Origin of the sequence: Campylobacter coli, assembly GCA_039516895.1 — a bacterium.
GTDB classification, from domain to species: Bacteria; Campylobacterota; Campylobacteria; order Campylobacterales; family Campylobacteraceae; genus Campylobacter_D; species Campylobacter_D coli_B.
This window is the reverse complement of record CP154437.1, coordinates 443927-462919: the sequence shown is the minus strand read 5'-3', so window position 1 is coordinate 462919 and position 18993 is coordinate 443927. Positions and strand designations below refer to the sequence as shown.

The 18993-nt window shown below is 31.3% G+C and carries 18 protein-coding genes and 1 tRNA gene; 9 read left to right on the top strand and 10 right to left on the bottom strand.

Annotation, left to right across the window (positions count from 1 at the left end):
• Nucleotides 1-9: 9 nt before the first annotated feature.
• Genes AAID94_02215 through AAID94_02180 form a run of 8 tightly spaced genes read right to left on the bottom strand, consistent with a single transcriptional unit; the run spans nt 10 to nt 7624 of the window.
• Nucleotides 10-1254, bottom strand: coding sequence for a DUF2920 family protein (locus AAID94_02215; GenBank protein ID XAK24355.1), 1245 nt, complete (start codon nt 1252-1254; stop codon nt 10-12).
• On the bottom strand, nt 1241-1768 hold the full coding sequence (locus tag AAID94_02210) for a prepilin-type N-terminal cleavage/methylation domain-containing protein (GenBank protein XAK24354.1): 528 nt from the start codon (nt 1766-1768) through the stop codon (nt 1241-1243). The genes AAID94_02215 and AAID94_02210 overlap by 14 nt, the downstream gene beginning before the upstream one ends.
• Before the next feature lie 2 nt (nt 1769-1770).
• The gene (gene tsaD / locus AAID94_02205) at nt 1771-2778 is read right to left on the bottom strand and encodes a tRNA (adenosine(37)-N6)-threonylcarbamoyltransferase complex transferase subunit TsaD (protein ID XAK24353.1); all 1008 of its coding nucleotides are present in this window, start codon (nt 2776-2778) and stop codon (nt 1771-1773) included.
• Entirely contained in the window at nt 2775-4169 is a 1395-nt protein-coding gene (locus AAID94_02200; protein XAK24352.1) for a M99 family carboxypeptidase catalytic domain-containing protein, read from the bottom strand. Before AAID94_02200 ends, tsaD begins: the two co-directional genes overlap by 4 nt.
• Nucleotides 4166-5242, bottom strand: coding sequence for a 1-deoxy-D-xylulose-5-phosphate reductoisomerase (gene dxr / locus AAID94_02195; GenBank protein ID XAK24351.1), 1077 nt, complete (start codon nt 5240-5242; stop codon nt 4166-4168). The genes AAID94_02200 and dxr overlap by 4 nt, the downstream gene beginning before the upstream one ends.
• The gene (locus AAID94_02190; protein XAK24350.1) at nt 5239-5967 is read right to left on the bottom strand and encodes a phosphatidate cytidylyltransferase; all 729 of its coding nucleotides are present in this window, start codon (nt 5965-5967) and stop codon (nt 5239-5241) included. The genes dxr and AAID94_02190 overlap by 4 nt, the downstream gene beginning before the upstream one ends.
• A gap of 8 nt (nt 5968-5975) precedes the next feature.
• The gene (locus AAID94_02185) at nt 5976-6314 is read right to left on the bottom strand and encodes a hypothetical protein (GenBank protein ID XAK24349.1); all 339 of its coding nucleotides are present in this window, start codon (nt 6312-6314) and stop codon (nt 5976-5978) included.
• A 2-nt stretch (nt 6315-6316) separates the two neighbouring features.
• Nucleotides 6317-7624: an NFACT family protein gene (locus tag AAID94_02180; protein ID XAK24348.1), complete on the bottom strand. Its 1308-nt coding sequence runs from the start codon at nt 7622-7624 to the stop codon at nt 6317-6319.
• A gap of 62 nt (nt 7625-7686) precedes the next feature.
• On the opposite strand from AAID94_02180, the gene AAID94_02175 reads away from it, so the two are divergent.
• From AAID94_02175 to AAID94_02140, 8 genes are all read left to right on the top strand, one after another.
• Nucleotides 7687-8262: a molybdenum cofactor guanylyltransferase gene (locus AAID94_02175; GenBank protein XAK24347.1), complete on the top strand. Its 576-nt coding sequence runs from the start codon at nt 7687-7689 to the stop codon at nt 8260-8262.
• Nucleotides 8259-9254, top strand: coding sequence for a phospholipase A (locus AAID94_02170; GenBank protein XAK24346.1), 996 nt, complete (start codon nt 8259-8261; stop codon nt 9252-9254). Before AAID94_02175 ends, AAID94_02170 begins: the two co-directional genes overlap by 4 nt.
• A 132-nt stretch (nt 9255-9386) precedes the next feature.
• Nucleotides 9387-10355, top strand: coding sequence for an ABC transporter permease (locus AAID94_02165; GenBank protein ID XAK24345.1), 969 nt, complete (start codon nt 9387-9389; stop codon nt 10353-10355).
• A complete protein-coding gene (locus AAID94_02160) occupies nt 10348-11286 on the top strand; it encodes an iron chelate uptake ABC transporter family permease subunit (GenBank protein XAK24344.1) in 939 nt (312 codons plus the stop codon). The genes AAID94_02165 and AAID94_02160 overlap by 8 nt, the downstream gene beginning before the upstream one ends.
• Nucleotides 11283-12038, top strand: a complete 756-nt coding sequence (locus AAID94_02155) for an ABC transporter ATP-binding protein (protein XAK24343.1) — start codon at nt 11283-11285, stop codon at nt 12036-12038. The genes AAID94_02160 and AAID94_02155 overlap by 4 nt, the downstream gene beginning before the upstream one ends.
• Nucleotides 12039-12052: 14 nt before the next feature.
• A complete protein-coding gene (locus AAID94_02150; GenBank protein XAK24342.1) occupies nt 12053-13042 on the top strand; it encodes a siderophore ABC transporter substrate-binding protein in 990 nt (329 codons plus the stop codon).
• 164 nt (nt 13043-13206) lie between these two features.
• The gene (locus AAID94_02145; GenBank protein XAK24341.1) at nt 13207-13761 is read left to right on the top strand and encodes a hypothetical protein; all 555 of its coding nucleotides are present in this window, start codon (nt 13207-13209) and stop codon (nt 13759-13761) included.
• A 67-nt stretch (nt 13762-13828) separates the two neighbouring features.
• Nucleotides 13829-13919: transfer RNA gene (locus tag AAID94_02140), tRNA-Ser, on the top strand.
• Between the two features lie 462 nt (nt 13920-14381).
• Here AAID94_02140 and AAID94_02135 read toward each other — a convergent pair.
• Nucleotides 14382-16214 carry an ammonia-forming cytochrome c nitrite reductase subunit c552 gene (locus AAID94_02135; protein XAK24340.1) on the bottom strand — a complete coding sequence of 611 codons (1833 nt, stop codon included), beginning with the start codon at nt 16212-16214 and terminating at the stop codon, nt 14382-14384.
• A gap of 15 nt (nt 16215-16229) precedes the next feature.
• Nucleotides 16230-16721 carry a cytochrome c nitrite reductase small subunit gene (gene nrfH / locus AAID94_02130; GenBank protein XAK24339.1) on the bottom strand — a complete coding sequence of 164 codons (492 nt, stop codon included), beginning with the start codon at nt 16719-16721 and terminating at the stop codon, nt 16230-16232.
• A gap of 183 nt (nt 16722-16904) precedes the next feature.
• Between nrfH and AAID94_02125 the strand changes: the two genes are divergently transcribed.
• Nucleotides 16905-18989, top strand: a complete 2085-nt coding sequence (locus tag AAID94_02125) for an RNA degradosome polyphosphate kinase (GenBank protein XAK24338.1) — start codon at nt 16905-16907, stop codon at nt 18987-18989.
• The last annotated feature ends 4 nt before the right edge of the window (nt 18990-18993 follow it).

Genomic DNA, 18993 nt, shown 5'->3' with positions numbered 1-18993 from the left:
GGAATTTCCTTAAGTTTTTGTGATATCTAGATTGATTTTATTGTCTTTTTCGCTAAAATGATATATCAAGCCATCACAAGGGTAGCTTATGCTTTTGTTTTTCCATTCTTTTCTAGAATTAGATAAAATTTTTTCAAGCATACAAGGAAGTTCTTTAGAAATCAAAGTTTTTATAGACATTCCCATACCATGATCTAAGTTTTTGATAAATTTACCATCAATTTGATCTGGATTTTTTATCATATGAAGCTCGGCATCAAAATCAAATTGCTTTAAATATTTATAAAGTTCTAATTTCTCATCGGGCGGAGCTATTTCTTTATCATAAAAAGAATGATAGCTTGCATAATAGGGTTTTGGATAATTTGCTTGATTTTCTATATGATTTGGCTCTAGTATGTATCTTATCATTCTTCTTGGTATAGAAAAAAAGTTATTTGAGCTTGAATTACTTGTCCAAAAAGTTTTATCCGAACAATAAATATGGATATGTTTAAAAAAAATAGCCGTTCCAAAACAATAGTATTTTGCAAAATCAATTTCCTTACCAAAACCTATAAGACGCCAAAGAAACTTAGCATAACTAGAATTATCTATCACACCATCTACAAGCCAAGGTGCAAATTTAGCTGCTAAATGTGCTAAATATCCTCCATGAGAACTACCTATCATGATAACGGGCATACCCCCCCCCATAGTGTTAAAAGGTGCATGAGCCTTAAGATAAAGAGCTGCATTTAATAAATCTTGCGCTTGCATTACTCCAAAATTTTGATACTCATTTTTAGCAGGCTGCAAACTTAAATGAATGCTTAGTTTAAAATTTGAAACAATTTTTCTTTGAGTTTTACGCTCTTCTAGGATTGTGTCTACTTTTTTAAGTGTAAAATTTAAATCTTCTAAAGAATTTAACTTATCTGGATTGATTTTTATGCCTAAAGTTTCACAACTCGTTTGCAAAATCAACTTATCTATATCATCTAAATAAAAAGTAGAACCTGTTTGGGGACGATTTCCTATACAATGATAATTTACGCTAACAACAGCTACACTAAATTCATTTGCTACAAATTCAGCTAAATGCTCACGATAATTTTCATTTGCATCCCCGCCAAGTCCAGGGACTATAAAGACCAAAGCTTTCATTTCTTTTTCATCATCAAAACAAAGTTTAAATTCAAGCTTTGATTCTCTTTTTATACCAAGTTCTACATCATCACAAGAATCAATTTCATAAGTTTTATTTACTATCATCAAATCCCCCTATCAAAATATAAGTTTGACTCGCTAAATTCTTAAAATTCTCATTTTTACTTAAGGCCACGCAAGCTTTATTTTTTGAGCTGCTTGTAAAGTCTAAGTTTTGAAATTCTTGTTTTGGGTTATTGGCTATGTTGATTATGGCATTTTTACTTGCTTCATTGCTAGAAATTCCCATCAATACAAAATCATTTTTATCAATGAAAATCAGCTTTATACACTCTTTATCCTCTCCTACCCTAAAATTTACTTCTTTTATACCTGTAAAATTTTTAAGATCAACATTTTCCACTCCGCTTACATTGCTCATAAAATTCATAGTGCTTAAATCACTATTTTTTAAGGCATAGATACTTATATCGTTGATTAAAGTTTTAAGATTGTTTAAGGATTTACTCACCTCAGCTTCATCTCTACTAGAACTGAATTTTGGCAAAGCGATTGCTGCTAAAATTCCTAAAATCACGATAACAAAAACAAGTTCCAATATAGTAAAAGCTCTTTTCACTTTTATATCCTTAAAAAATTTTTATTTTTTGGACTTAAAATCTCCTCTTCAAGTTCCACAAATTCTTTTCTTTTGTAAGTATCAACCCCAGCTCTTGCAATCATTAAAGCATTATCAGAGCAGTATTTTAAAGGAGCTAGTTTTAATTTGCTTTGATACTTTTCACATAAATTTTGCAAACGAGAACGCAAATTTAAATTCGCACTTGCTCCTCCTACAACACCAAAGGTTTTAAACTTGTAAAGATTAAAAATCTTTTCTAATTTATCCATGATATGTTCACATGCTGCATTTTCAAATCCATAAGCAATTTCTGCTTTTATATCTTCATCTAAATTTTCATGTTTTAAAATTTCCAAACGCACCGCATTTTTAAGCCCTGAAAAACTATAAGCAAGCTCTTTGGAGTGTTTTAAAGGGATATTAAAGTGGATATTTTTTAATTTGGCTTTTTGGGCTAAATTTTCTATAAGTACTCCGCCAGGATAGCCCAAATTCATCATCTTAGCTACCTTATCAAAACTTTCGCCAAAGCTATCATCGTTAGTTCTTGCTAAAATTTCTATTTTTCCATCTTTCCCAAGATAAAGAACCATGGTATGCCCGCCACTTACAAGCAAAATTCCCATATCAAGGCAAATTGGCTCTTCCAAAAAAAGACTATAAATATGGCCTTTAAGATGATTGATAGCCATTAAAGGCAAATTAAGACTAAGCGCTAAAGTCTTTGCCATACTTATGCCACTAAGCAAAGAAACACTAAGTCCAGGTTCATTTGTCACAGCTATGGCACAGAGTTTATCAAAATACCCCTTGCATTGCTCAAGTATCCTTGGCAAGGCTTCACTATGAAGTCTTGCTGCAAGCTCGGGCACTACTCCGCCATAAACATTGTGCTCCATTTCTTGAGAAATTTTTTTATGAAATTTACACTCTAAAGTATCTTTATCCATCACTGCTATAGAGCTATCATCACAAGAACTTTCTATGGCTAAAATAAGATTTTTCATTCAAATTCCACTAAAATAGAACCGATAAATTTATCTTTAGATCTTGCGGTTTTTAGAGTAGAAAGATCAAGAATTTTAGCATTTTTGATAAGCTTGCTTTCGACACTATCTTCTAAAAATTGTTGCAAATTAGCCCCTCTTAATTCATAAAATTCTACACGATAAATTTTTCCTGCCATATCTAAAGAATAAGGCTTTTGCATATTTTTTTTAGAAACTAACATATTGCTTTCATCTCTGCCATGATCAAAACCTATGATATTTACACGCACACCTTTAATCCTTGGCACAAGAAAATTTTCTTTAACTTGAAGTTTTGTTCCAAAATTAACTATAGTTTCATTGCCATCTACTTGTAGAGTTACTTTATCAAAAGGGTTGCTAAATTCAAGATATTCAGGATAAAGTCTTGTTTGAAATCGGTTGCCATATTGGATATAAAAAGAATTATTTTCAGCTATAACCGCAGTAAGCTCATTGCTAGTGTTATAATTTAATTCTTTGTTGATAGGAAAAGGTACATAATTGATAACTTGTCTTGGATTTTTTAAAGAAAGTAAAATTTTATCATCAAAAAGCTTGACTTCGAGCTCTTGATTGATAGCTTTATCAACACCTTGTGGGGTAAGCTCAAAAGTTCTAGTAAATTCAATTCCTGCTGTTTTTAGATAGTTTTCGATGGCCAAAAGATGGTAATAAGCCCTTAAATTTACAGGCAAATTTTTACTTGCTTCATTCGCAAAAGCGGCTTTGTGATTGGATATAACAAAATATGTTAAAGCTTTTAGCATTTCAGTATCGCCAAGCTCTTGAGTTTTGGTATTTTTAAGATGATAAGCATGTTTTGGATCAGCTAAGGAAGCATTGACACTATTTACAGTTTGAGTGGCTATACCTTCAAGATTGGGGTATTTACTAGCATTGATTTCACTTGTATCAATCACGCTTGAATTTCCCCAACGCTTAGGATTTTGCATAGCATCAATATATGTGGGCTTATAAAAACCCCAACCATCGTGAAGATTGATCACCATACTAACTTCAGGAAGCAAGATAAGCTCTTTAATGCGTTGAACTGTTTGATAATCAGGATCTTTTGGACTTAGACTTGCGAATTTGCGGTTTAAATCTCCATTATTTCCACGCGAGCGCTTGATAATACTATCAAAAGCCAAGTTAGGAGCAACTATGATTTTACCTTTAGTGATATTATAATCACTCAAAAGCAAACTTGCTGCGTGAAATCCACCAGGCTCATCACCTTGAATTCCCCCAAAAATCAAAACTGTATTATTATCATCTAAGCTTTTTCCATTTTCTCCTACACTAAATTCCAAATCCAAAGCAAAAAGTCCACTTATAAAAAAAATAATCGATATAAAAAATTTCATTTCATTCCCCTTAAATACTCTCTTGTTTTATAATCATACTCAAAAACTTCATCAATACTTGAAATTTTAGGCACGCCAAAATGATCCAATGCTTTAAAAATAACATGAGCAATATCTAAAAATTGTATTTTATTATCTAAAAAATTTTGTACCCCTATTTCATTAGCAGCATTGATAATCACGCCTAAATCAGGATTGTTTAAAAGCTCGTTTTTGAGTTTAAAAATAGGATATTTTTTTGTGCTGATTTTATAAAATTTTAAACTAGAAAGTTTAACAAAGTCAACAGGCTCTAAAATTTTACTATCATGCTTAGAAAAAATAGCCTCTGATATGGATAATTTCATATCTGCTCTTGAAAAATATGCCGTGCTTGCGCCATTTTTAAACTCGCACATAGCATGAACTAAAGATTTTGGTTCGATTAAAGCATCGATATTTTTAAAATCATACAAATGATAAGCTTCGATGATTTCAAAAAGCTTATTTGCCATTGTCGCACTATCTATCGTGATCTTTGAACCCATATTCCAATTTGGGTGCTTTAGAGCATCTTTAACACTCACATGGCTTAAATCTTTAATTTTATGCTTATAAAAAGCTCCACCGCTTGCAGTAATATAAAGCTTTGCTATATCTTTTTTACCCTCAAGCAAAAATTTCAAAGCCGAATGCTCACTATCTACGGGTAAAAACTTCGCCCCTTTTAGAAATTTTCCAGCAACTACCAAGCTTTCTTTATTGGCTAAAGCTATTTTTTTGCCAAGCTCCTTTGCTTTTAAGGTGCTTTTCAATCCTGCAAAACCCACAATAGCATTCAGTAGCAAATCATCTTCGCACAAACTTAAAATTTCTTCTAAGCCCTCTTGTCCTACAAAGATCTTATCGTGTTTTACTAAATGCTTATCTTTAGAGTTTTTAATCGCTACAAATTCGGGTTTAAATTGTTCTATTTGTTCATTTAAAAGGCTTATATTTTCCCCGCAAGCAAGAGCAGAAATCTTGATATTTTTTAAAGTGGCAAGTTTTAGAGCATTAAGCCCTATACTTCCTGTACTTCCAAAAACTATCATAAAAGAGCAACCATCACAAAAGCAGCGATAATCACCGCATCAATTCTATCTAAAATTCCACCATGTCCTGGTATAAGATCTCCGCTATCCTTTACACCCGCTTCTCTTTTAAAATAACTCTCAAGCAAATCACCAATAACTGCAAAAAATGCTACAAAAAACGAGCAAAGCAAAGAAAGCCAAAAACTATAAACAAAAATTCCTATCAAGGTACCCAAAATACTCGCACAAACAAGTCCACCTATCACGCCTTCTAAGGTTTTATTAGGACTGGTTTGTGAAAAGGGAGTTTTTCCCAAAAGCTTGCCTATAAAATAAGCTGCGCTATCGCAAATTGCAACAATAGCAATCAACCAAAACAAAGCAAACATTCCATCATCTAAATACACCTGCCAAAGCGCTAATACAGGCAAGCTCGGATAAAGATAAACCCAAACAGCCTTTAAGTTAGGAGCTTTTTTATATACAAGATAACCCAACACCAAAAGTGCTGCTAAAGCACCAAAAGCCAAAGGATTTTCACTAATGGTTCCAAGTATAAAGGCTAAAGCCAAAGGGATAATGCTTACATCTTCTAAATTAAATAATTTTTTTGCTTCATTAAAAGCTAGATACAATATAAACGCAAAAACAATAAAATTGATAATAAACTGATCGATTAAAGCAATGAGTATCACTGCTATGGCCATCACTACGCCCCAAATAATTCTTGCTGCATTAAACATTTTTTTCCTTATATGCTGATATCTATATGATGAATACTTTGTGCATTTTTAAAGCTTGCTTCTTCTGTTTGCTCTTCTAAGTTTTCATCCTTATCATCTTTTTTTGCTTCTTGTTTTTGTTTTTTCTTTTTTTCCTCTTGTTCGGCTTTTTCTTTAATCTCTTCTTTGATTTCTTGAGTTTCATTGACTTTTTCAAGCTTGTTTAAGGCTTTTTCTTTTTCATTAAAAGCTGCCATATTTAATGAAGCTGCAAAACCTTCCTTTGCAAGCTCATTACTTGCTTGAGTAGCAGGATAAGCCATATTTTGATTAACAAAATTCATATTTCCTATTGGGCTAACTGGCATTTTTAATCCTTTGTGATATTGATACTTTTAAAATTTGTATATTTTACAAACGCCTTTTGCTGAACCTTAACAAAATTCTTTAAAGTATAATCGACCCAATATGAACCTTTCTTTAATCCTGAAAAATTCACGCAAAGCCTCGCACTAAATTCTATCACTTCTTCGCTGATTTTTTGCTTGTTTGAAATAATCAAAACATGAGAGCTTGGAATATCCCTTACATGTAACCACAAATCATCTTTTTTTGCACTCTTTAGCAAATTTTCATTGCCTTTTTCATTTTTACCTACACAAATTTTAAACTCATTAAAATAAAAATTAGCTATGCCATTATCTTGCTTGTTTTCTTGATTTTTCTTAGTGCTTTTTTTAGGCAATAAAATTTCAAGCTCAAATTCATTTTTAGCTTTACTTAGCATTTCTTTTAAACCCTTAGCAAAGTCTAGTTTTTCTTTTAAATTTTCTCTTTGTAAATTTAAATTTCTAGCCTTTTGTTCTAATTTTTTAGCATTTTTATAAAATAAATTAGCACTTTCTTTTGGACTTAAATCAAGTTTAAATTTTACCTTTTTTCCTTCAAAATCATCAAGTTCAAATTCTCTTTCATATTCTTTTAAAATGCTTAAATTAGCAAATAAAATATCCGCTTGCTTTCTTAAATTTAAAGCCTGATCCAACAAAAGCTCTTCTTTATCCAAAGCAAGATAAAGCTCTTCTAAATTTTCTATTTTTTTATCAATTTGAGCGAGTTTAAGTGTTTGAATTTGTTTGATTTTATTTGCATGTAAAATTTCAAATTTTTGAGTAAAATAATCATTAAAATTTTTTATTTCTTCAAATTTTTCATCCATTTTATAAGGCTTTAAAGCCTCTAAAACCACATTAGGCTTAACAACGCGGTAACTTTTATCAATATGCCTTAAAGCCTCTATAATCAAATCTTTTTCATCTGTGATAATTACATTAGTATTTTTACCCGTAAATTCAAAATAAATCTTACTTTCATAGCTCTTATAAGCCTTATCAACCCTAACACTAAAACATAAAATACGATTGCCTTGAAGCAATTTCACTTCTTTGATAAAAGCATTGTTAAAGTATTTTTTTAGCATGAAATCAAAAGGAGCGTTATAATTTTTACTCATCAATTTTGCAGTATAAATAGCACTCATTCCACGAGTTAAATCAAAAATAAATCTTTGTTTATCAAAGCTTAGCTCTAAAATATTATCATTAACACGCTTGATAAAATCGATTTTTTTAAACTGGGAAAAAAATTTTTGTAATTGCATAAGTTCTGTGTATTTCATAAAAGAGATTATAAGATATTTTTGATGAATTTATGATAGAATTGAAATAAAAAAGGAAATTTTTGAAACTTGAAAATTTAAATTGTGTGATTTTATGTGGGGGTAAATCAAGTCGCATGGGAGAGGATAAAAGCAAATTGATTTTTAAAAATCAAACCTTAACCCAATTTCAAGTAGAAAAATTTTCAAAAATATTTAAAAATGTTTATGTGAGTGCTAAAGAGGACAAATTTGGAGCAAAATTTAAACTCATAAAAGATTGTCCTGAATTTGAAATTTACTCCCCCATGCTTGCGCTTTATTCTATACTTTCAAATTTTAAAGATGAATTTGTTTTTATTTTAAGCGTAGATAGTCCTAATCTAAGCGATAAAGAGCTTTTAAAAATGCTAGCCTTTTTAGAGCAAGATTATCAAATCATCATTGCCAAAACCCCCTCACACAAACATCCTTTATGCGGATTTTATCACAGCTCTGTAGCTTATCTTTGTAAAGAATTATTAGAAAAAAATGAGCAAAAAATCGCTTTATTGTTTTCTAAAGCGAAAACCCACTTTGTGGAATTTGAGGATGAAACTCCTTTCTTAAATCTTAATTTTTATCAAGAATATGAGCAATTTAAAAGCGAGTACGAGTGAAAAAAATTCTTTTTTTGATATTTTTTTATAGTTTAGTATTTTGTGATGATTTTGAACAAGCTTTAGAATTTGAGAAAAAAGGGCAATATGAAAAAGCTATGCAAATTTATAAAAAACTAGCCTTGCAGAATTCTTCTAAACAAGAATTCCAAGAAAATAATGCTTCTTTAAATTCAAACACAAAGCACGAAATGCAAGCTACCCAAAAAGCAGCTAGCACAAAAGAGGATTTTTCACGTATCGCTTTGGAAAATTATTTAGGAGAGGATTCAAGCTTTAATCCCCTTGGAATCAGCTCATATAAGATGAATTATTTTCTACCCTTTGCTTATAGCTTTGGCTCATTAGGCGGGGAAAATAGAAAAACTGAAATGAAATTTCAACTCAGTATTAAAAAAAGATTGTTTGAAGATTTGTTAGGATTGGGTGAAAAATATTATGTAGGCTATACTCAAACATCTTGGTGGCAAAATTATAAACATTCCTCACCTTTTAGAGAAACAAATTATCAGCCTGAATTTTTTGTAGATATTCCTTTGCATTTTGAAGAGTATAAATTTCTTAACAATCTAAGAGTGGGAATTTTGCATGAGAGCAATGGCAAAGGAGATGAGAATTTAGAATCACGCTCTTGGAATAGAATTTATGCTTCAAGCGTATTTTTATATCAGCGTTTTTTATTTGTTCCTAGAATTTGGTATAGAATTCCTGAAAACAGCGAAGATGATGATAATCCTGAAATCACACATTATATGGGAAATTTTGATATCAATATGGGATATTTAGGAAATGATTATTTTATCAATCTTATGCTAAGAAATAATCTTGATTTTCATGATAATAAGGCTGCGGTGCAAGTAGATATAGGATATGATATTTTTGATAATGGAATTTATTGGTATTTACAATACTTCAATGGCTATGGAGAGAGCCTCATAGACTACAACAAGCGCTTACAAAGACTTTCTACGGGATTTTTAATTTCATATTAAATTTAATTTTCTTTTTTATAAATTAAATTAAAACAATTGATTGAGATTTTACAAATTTTTATAGTTTTTTAAATTATTTTATTTTAAAATACGATTTTATTTTTGATAATTATTATTACTATAAGGAAAAAATTGCTTTTTAAACACTTGTTTAGTTTAAATATTCTTTTAATCTTACTTGTCATTTTTGGAATATTAAGCTTATTTATAGGGGTTATTCGTATCAATTTAGACGATATTTTTTCACTCAGCGCTACCCAGCTTGAAATCATTTTGCTTACAAGAATTCCACGACTTATCGCAATTTTACTCACAGGTATGAGTCTTAGTATATGCGGACTCATCATGCAACAACTCACACAAAATAAATTTGTTTCCCCAACAACTGCAGGGACTATGGATTGTGCTAAATTTGGTATATTGATTTCTTTAATATTTTTTGCAGGAGCCTCTTTTTTTACCCAAGCCCTCATCGCATCTATTTTCGCACTTTTAGGCTCTTTTATATTTATCCAAATTTTAAGAAAAATCAAACTCAAAGATGTGATTTTCGTGCCTTTGATAGGCTTAATGTTTGGCGGGATTATAAATGCTATAACCACTTTTTTTGCCTATGCTTTAAATTATATACAAAATATCCAAGGTTGGCTACAAGGCAGCATGGCAAATGTTATGCAGGGAAATTATGAATTGCTTTATATTTCTTTACCGCTTTTTATACTTGCTTATTTTCTAGCTCATAAAATCACTATAGCAGGTATGGGAGAAGATCTTGCTTTAAATCTTGGGGTTTCTTATAATACAATCTTATTTTTAGGTTTAATAATAGTTTCTATTATCACTAGTGTGGTGATTGTAAGTGTTGGAGTTATACCTTTTTTAGGTCTTATTATCCCTAATCTTGTTGCCATTTATCGCGGGGATAATCTTAAGAAAAATCTCATCTATATAGCATTATGTGGGGCTTTGTTTTTGCTTATTTGCGATATTATCTCAAGGCTTGTGATTTTTCCTTTTGAAATGCCATTAAGCATAACTGCGGGTGTTTTAGGATCTTTGATCTTTATTTTTCTTTTACTCAAAAGGAAAACTTATGCGTAAAAAAATCTTAATCTTGAGTTTTATAACTCTTATAATGGCACTTGTTTTTATATTTGCAGGTTTAAAAGATTTTGATGAATACGCATTAAAAAATCGCTCTTTGCAAATCGCAGCTATTGTTATAGTGGCTATTTGTATAGCTGTATCAACTATAATTTTTCAAACTCTTTGCAATAACAAAATTTTAACCCCTGCTATCATAGGCTTAGATTCTTTATATATGCTTCTTCAAAGCGCCCTTGTCTTTTCTTTGGGTTCTGCAAATTTGAGCGTATATAAAAATGATATTAATTTTTTAATCACTCTAGCTTGTATGGTTGTATTTTCTTTAGGGCTTTATAAAATTCTTTTTAGTAGCGACAAAAGTATTTATCTTATCATGCTTTTAGGCTTGATTTTTGGAACGCTTTTTAGCACCTTAAGCTCTTTTTTTGAAATTCTTATCGATCCTGATGAATTTATGGTTATCCAAGGAAGAATGTTTGCAAGCTTTGATAATGTAGCCTTTGATGTTTTAGCTCTTGCTTATATCGTTACTTTGCTTAGTTTTGTTTGGATTTTTCGTTATATGAAATTCTTAGATCCTTTAAGCTTAGGCAAGGATTTATCTATCAATCTAGGGATAAACTATCAAAAAATTTCAAAACACCTTATGATAATAATTGCTATTTTAACCTCTATTAGCACAGCGCTTGTGGGCCCTATCACCTTCTTAGGACTTTTGGTAGTAAATATCACTTACGAACTTTTCAAAACCTCTAAACATAGTATTTTACTACTTGCTTGCGTGCTCATTAGCATTTTAGCTTTGCTTGGGGGAGTGTTTTTTGTCTCTAGGGTTTTTGATTACAATACAACTATAAGCGTTATTATCAATTTTCTAGGTGGAATATATTTTATCTATCTTGTATTAAAGGGCAATAAATTATGATAAGATTACAAAATATCACTAAATGCTACGATAAAAAAGCTATTATTTCAGATCTTAGCATCGATTTTCACAAAGGAAAAATCACTTCTATTATAGGAGCAAATGGAGCAGGAAAATCTACTCTTTTAGCCCTTGCAAGCCGTTTAATCAAACCTGATAGCGGGCGAATCTATATCGATGGTATGGATTTAACACTATATAAAGAACAAGATCTTGCGCAAAAAATTTCCATTCTTAAACAACAAAATCATATCAATTTAAGATTAAAAGTTGAAGAATTAGTCGCATTTGGACGCTTTCCGCACTCTCAAGGAAGGCTCAATGCAAACGATAAAATAAAAATCGATGAAGCGCTTGAGTATATGGGACTTAATTCTCTAAGAAATGAATTTTTAGACAGCTTAAGCGGGGGACAAAAACAAAGAGCTTTTATAGCGATGATTATCGCTCAAGATACTGAATTTATCATGTTTGATGAACCTCTTAACAATCTTGATATGAAACACAGTGTGCAAATCATGCAACTTATGAAAAATTTAGTAAAAGACTTTAACAAAAGCATAGCTGTTGTGCTTCACGATATCAATTTTGCTTCGATTTATTCTGATGAAATTATAGCCCTAAAAAATGGAAAACTTTTAAAACAGGGATTAAAAGATGAAATTATCCACGAAGATGTTTTAAGACAAATTTATGATATGGATATCCCTGTAAGTCAGATTGATGGGAAAAAAATTTGTATTTATTTCTAAATAAAGGAGAATATATGAAAAAATCTTTAGTTTTTGCATTTTTTGCATTTTTTTTAAGTCTAATTTTAACGGCTTGCGATTCAAAATCTAATGAAAATAACGCAAGCGCCGCAACAAAAACTAGCACTACGGTAAAAGTTATACCTATTAGCATGAGTGATGAGGGCGATAGCTTTTTGGTAAAAGATAGTCTAGGTGAAAACAAAATTCCTAAAAATCCATCTAAGGTTGTGATTTTAGATCTTGGAATTTTAGATACTTTTCATGCTCTAAGACTTAACGATAATGTTGCAGGAGTTCCAGCTAAAAACTTGCCAAAATACTTACAACAATTTAAAGATAAACCTAGCGTAGGTGGGGTTCAGCAAGTTGATTTTGAAGCTATTAACGCTTTAAAACCTGATCTTATTATCATTTCTGGACGCCAAAGCAAATTCTATGAAAAATTAAAAGAAATCGCTCCAACTATGTTTGTAGGACTTGACAATGCGAATTTCTTAAGCTCTTTTGAAAATAATGTTTTAAGCGTTGCAAAACTTTATGGCTTAGAAAAAGAAGCTTCTGAAAAAATTGCAGATATTAAAAATGAGATAGAGCAAGCAAAAAGCATAGTAGATGAAGACAAAAGAGCTCTTATTGTTCTAACAAATTCTAACAAAATTTCTGCTTTTGGACCTCAATCTCGCTTTGGAATCATTCACGATGTTTTAGGTATTAATGCTGTGGATGAAAATGTAAAAGTGGGTACACATGGAAAAAGCATTAATTCTGAATTTATACTAGAAAAAAATCCTGATTATCTATTTGTAGTCGATAGAAATATCATCGTAGGCAACAAAGAACGCGCACAAGGTATACTTGATAATGCTCTTGTGGCTAAAACTAACGCTGCTACAAATAATAAAATCATTTATCTTGATCCTGAATACTGGTATCTAGCAAGTGGCAATGGATTAGAATCACTAAAAACCATGATTTTAGAAGTAACAAACGCCATTAAATAAACTATTTGTAAGAGGATAAACTCCTCTTACACCCTAACTAAATCTAACCAACATTAACAAATATTAAAATAAATTTAAGTTTATATCTACTATAAAAAATTCACTTTCGCTTCACATTCTTTTGTCAAAATACTATACAAATTGATAATCAAAAAGGAGAGAAAATGATTAACAAAAACAAATTATTTAGACAAATTCACATTTATGTGAGTTTATTTTTCTTACCCTGTGCTGTACTTTTTGCACTTACAGGGATTGTTTATATCTTTGGAGCCGATCAAGATACAGGCTTAAAGGTAGAAAATTATAAACTTGTAAAAAATATAGAAGTTGGTAAAGAAAAAGATGCACTCATCCAATACCTACAAGAAAACAATTTAAAAATTCCATCTAATACTGAAGTTATTGAAAGCAAAGATAAGGGTATAACCATAGGTGGAGCACATTATAGTGCAAATATAGCTCTTGTTACTCAAAACGAGTATGCAATAACTCTTAAAACTAGATCTTTACTAGGCGATATGATCATGCTTCATAAAGATAAAGGCGCTTGGTATTTTTCTGTGCTTAGCATAGGTTTTGGTATTGCTTTATTTTTGCTCTATATTTCAGGTCTTATAATTACTTTATTTGCTAGCAAAAAAGACAGACAAAAACAGCTCGCAACGCTTGGAGCTGGGGTTGTTATCACTATATTTTTAGCTTATCTTAGCCTTTAATTTTTTTATCTAGCTTTTTTAAGCTAGGTATTATCTAATTTTTTATATAATCACACTTTAATTTATTGGACAGATGGGTGAGCGGCTGAAACCACACCCCTGCTAAGGGTGCAGATCTTAATCGGGTCTCGAGGGTTCAAATCCCTCTCTGTCCGCCACTGACTTTCAAAAATTTATAATCCCATGATTTAAACACAATTTCAAATCAATGATCTTGATATTTTAAGCGGTATTTTTAATCTTTAATATTACTTTGCATAAAAATATCTAAAAAATTAAATTTTATCCCTACTTTAATCAGCTAAACAATATAGCATTTTAAAATTATAAAAACTCTTTATTGGAGCGTATTTAATTTTATATTTTACAAGATTAAGCTATTTATTTCTGATTTTAAAATGCTAAAAAATACATTAAAAATATAAGCTTAAATTATCTATTTTACATACTCTTATCTTTTTTTATAAAGCTTATACATGATAATGCTTTATAATCTAAAGCCAAATTGTAGATTAAAATTTTACTTTTATAAATATCGCATCACTTAAACACAGCGCATAAAAAAATATAGAATTTACTTGAAGGATATAAAAAGCCCTAAAATATAGGGCTTTTAAGAATTATTTTTTATCAATAACTTGATAATTATACGGAGCAAGGTTTTTATCGTGTTCTAAAAGTTCTTTTGGAGGATTGCCATTTACTTCTATTTCATCACCATAATAACGCTCCCCTGCTTTATGTCCATTAACATCTACTTTATAATAAAGCTCTCCAGGATTGAATTTTTGTATATCTTCAAAACCTAAATTTGAAGTTTTAAAATCATTAATGCCATTAGCATTAGCAATTTCTATAAGTTTAATTTGTCCTGTTTTAGCCATATCTACAGCTTGTAAAAGCATTCTTGAAGCCTCACGAGGATTGTGGAAACCTGTTGAATTTTCAGCATTAACAAAATCAGCTCTCATTTGAGATTTGCGGTGAAGTTCTAAAACTTCTTTAAGTTCTTCACTGATCTTGTTAGCATCAGCCTTACCATCAGTTTGGAATTTCTCCATATTTCCTAGCTCATCGCGTAATTTTTTAGTATCCATGATTAAGCTAACGATAGCATATTCAGCTGTTCTTTGATCGTGTGCTACGCTATTTTGTATATCACGAACTTGAGCTCTTAAATAATCCTCGCTTTGTTTATGGCAAGTTTTACAAGCAGAATTAATATCTCTTAATGGAGAAGTGATATTGTGTTGAGAAATTTTCTTAGCACCTTCTCTAACATAAGGCATATGACAATCAGCACAACTTACTCCATTAGCAGCATGTACACCGCCACTATAAAGCTCACTTTCAGGGTGTTGAATTTTAATGATTGGAGCACCTGTTAATTTATGAGTGAAATCTGCACCAAATACATTGCGAACTTTTTCATAATAATCATCTAGCATTTCAATTCTAAAAGGCTGACCTTTTTTCCATTCGCTCCATGGGAATGTTAACATAATACCATTAGCTTCAATTTCTTTTGGCTTGTTGCCATCTCTCCAAAATTCATATTCATCATAATTCTTTTGAGTACCATCCCACCATTTTTTAGAGCTATCATCAACAATGGTTTCACCCATTACTTTTACTTTTTCTCCTGTTGGTTTAAAATAATACTCAACATGGCATTGTGAACAAACTAAAGTTCTCATCTCTTCTCTTGTAGCTTTTACGCCTTGTACTGGATCTTTTTCATAGCCTCTAGCAACCAAAGCATTAATTGCAGCAGGACGAGTAAGTCTTAAACTCATATCATTTGGATTATGACAATCTGCACAAGTAACACCCATTCTTTTACCACCATGCGGTCCTGCATGCTCTGGAGAATTTTCTACTATACCATCAACAGCTGGAACATTTTTAATCATAGTCCAATAATTTGTAGAGTTAAATGCGACAAAATCTCCCTTTGCAATATTATTAATAAGCCATGGAGTCCATCCACTATGACAATTCATACAAGCTGCTGGCTGACCCTTAAATGCTTTAAGTCCGTGAGCATTAAGAAAATCTTTATTATTTCTTGCGGTTTTCATTTGATCTACTTGAACCCAAAAATGCCCTCTTTCTTCGTTAAAATCAAGACTGAAAGGATATCCGGCCCAAAGTATAGTTAATTGAGGAAAACGAATAAGTTTTGAATAAGATAAATTACCCCCAAATTCAGTAGCCTTAGGTTCTTCTTCTTCAACTGTTAAATACATTTTAAGTTGTTCTGGAAAAACTTTCCCCCATCTTTCAAAATTTGGATTATCATCGCTAAGTAAAGAAAAATCCGCATTTGCAGCAATGGCATTTTTATTTGCCTCGTCTTCTTTTTTTTGATTTATATCATTATTGAGCCATAAAACTCCCACTATAAGCAAAACTAAAACAACGATAGCTAAGCGTAAAAAATTTTTTTTCATTCAATTTCTCCTTAATTAAATTCCATGTTTGTGACCCACATCTTGATGACAAGAAGCACATTTTAAAGATTTGTCTGCGTGTGGATTTGTTGTAGCATTGATGGCTGTTTGAGCAAAATCAGCATGACAGCGAACACAATTATCTTGTATCATTTTTCTGCTTTTCTCAGTCGCACTCAAATTTGTAGGAAGCTCATCGAGTTTAAAAGTAAAAGCATAAGCATGATTTAAACCACTCTCTGCTTTAGCTATCCACTTAGCCAAAAAACCATGGGGTAAATGACAATCAACACAGGTTGCCCTAGCTTCTCCTTTTACCTTTTGTGCATGCGGTCCTGCCATATATTCATTATAAACCTCATTCATAATATGGCAATTATTACAAGATTCACTTGCATTACTTAAGTAAGATGTACCTTTTGCATTATAAAAGGTGTAAAATCCTACCGCAAAGAACACAAAAAGCAAAACAAGAAAAATACCAAAAAGATTCAAAGATTTTTTCAAAATTTTCCTCCTTAAACTTTCAGAATAAATGAAATTGTGATTTTAACATATAGCTTTTTAAGATAAATTTAAAGATATATTTACTCTTAATTAACCAGAATAAAAATTTTGAATTTTATTTCTATAAAAAACTCATTATTTTCAAAAATAAATGTTAAAATAACACCAAAAAAAGGAGTTTTAATGCAAACAAATCCGAATATGTTTTTAAATAGAGAACTTTCTTGGCTACGCTTTAACTCACGGGTACTAGACCAATGTTCGCGTCCATTGCCTTTATTAGAACGCCTTAAATTTGTAGCTATATATTGTACTAATTTGGATGAATTTTATATGATACGCGTTGCAGGATTAAAACAACTTTTCTCAGCTGGAGTTAATATAAGCAGCAGCGATGAGATGTCTCCTTTACAACAATTAAAAGCTATACGCAAATATCTTCACAAAGAAAAAGATCTTTTAGAGCATTATTTTAATGAAATTATAAGCGATCTTGAAAAAGAAAATCTTTTTATTAAAAGCTATGAAAATCTAGACAACAACCTAAAACAAAAATGTGATGAATATTTTTTCTCTACTATCTTTCCTGTTATCGTTCCAATCGCTGTAGATGCAACTCATCCTTTTCCACATTTAAACAATCTTTCATTTTCCTTAGCGGTTAAAATTTGCGATAAAACCCATCCTGAGCTTATCAAATTTGGAATGATTCGAATTCCAAGAGTTTTACCTCGTTTTTATGAAGTGAGTGCAAATGTTTATGTTCCAATTGAAAGCATAGTGGAAAAACACACAGAAGAAATTTTTCCTGGCTATAAACTCCTTGCTTCGGCTGCTTTTAGAGTAACTAGAAATGCGGATATGGTGATAGAAGAGGAAGAAGCTGATGATTTTATGATGATACTAGAGCAAGGCTTAAAACTTCGTAGAAAGGGTGCTTTTGTAAGATTGCAAATTCAAAAGGGCGCAGATGAACAAATCGTAGAATTTCTTAATACCCATATGAAAATTTTCCACAAGGATGTTTATGAGTATTCTATCTTACTAAATCTTCCTAGCCTTTGGCAAATTGCTGGCAATAAAACCTTTACTCATCTTTTAAGCCCGCTTTATGCACCCAAAACCTTGCCACCTTTTGATGAAAATTTATCCATCTTTGATGCGATAGATAAAGAAGATATACTCATCATTCAACCTTTTGAAAGCTTTGATCCTGTTTATAAATTCATCAAAGAAGCAAGCAAGGATCCTGAGGTTATTTCCATAAGAATGACTCTTTATAGAGTAGAGAAAAACTCTAATATAGTCCAAGCTTTAATCGACGCAGCAAGCGATGGGATACAAGTTACAGTTATGGTAGAACTTAAAGCCCGCTTTGATGAGGAAAACAATCTTCACTGGGCAAAAGCTTTAGAAAATGCTGGAGCTCATGTGATTTATGGAATCACTGGCTTTAAAGTTCATGCCAAAGTTTCTCAAGTTATACGCAAAAAAGGCGATAAGCTTAAATTTTATATGCATTTAAGCACGGGAAATTATAATGCAAGCAGTGCTAAAATCTACACCGATGTAAGTTATTTTACGAGCAAAGTTGAATTTGCAAGGGATACAACAAGCTTTTTTCACATACTTTCAGGATTTAGTAAAAATCGTCGCCTTCAAACCCTCTCTATGAGTCCAAATCAAATCAAGGAAAAAATTCTAGAAATGATAGCTTTAGAGGCAAGTAAGGGGAGTGAAGGAGTTATCATCGCAAAAATGAATTCTCTTGTAGATAGCGATATCATAAAAGCTCTTTATGGAGCTAGCATAAAAGGAACTCAAATCGATCTTATCGTTCGTGGAATTTGCTGCTTGAAACCTAATGAAGAATTCAGCAAAAACATACGCGTTAGAAGTATTATAGGAAAATATTTAGAACATGCTAGAGTGTTTTATTTTAAACACAGCGAGCCAAATTATTTTATATCAAGTGCGGATTGGATGCCAAGAAATTTAGAGCGTCGTTTAGAACTTATGACTCCTATATATGATGAAAGAAGCAAAGCAAAATTAGCACAATTCTTACGCTTGCAACTCAGCGATAATTTACTTGCTTACGAGCTTCAAAATGATGGAGAATATACAAAAGTTGCTAGCAATGAAAAAGTGATTGACTCACAACAAATTTTAGAAGAATATGTCAGTAAAATCTATAAAACTCTTAAAAAAGATGCTGATCAAAGTCGCGCAACTTATCTAGCCTCTAAGCTTTTTAAAGAAAACTGATAAA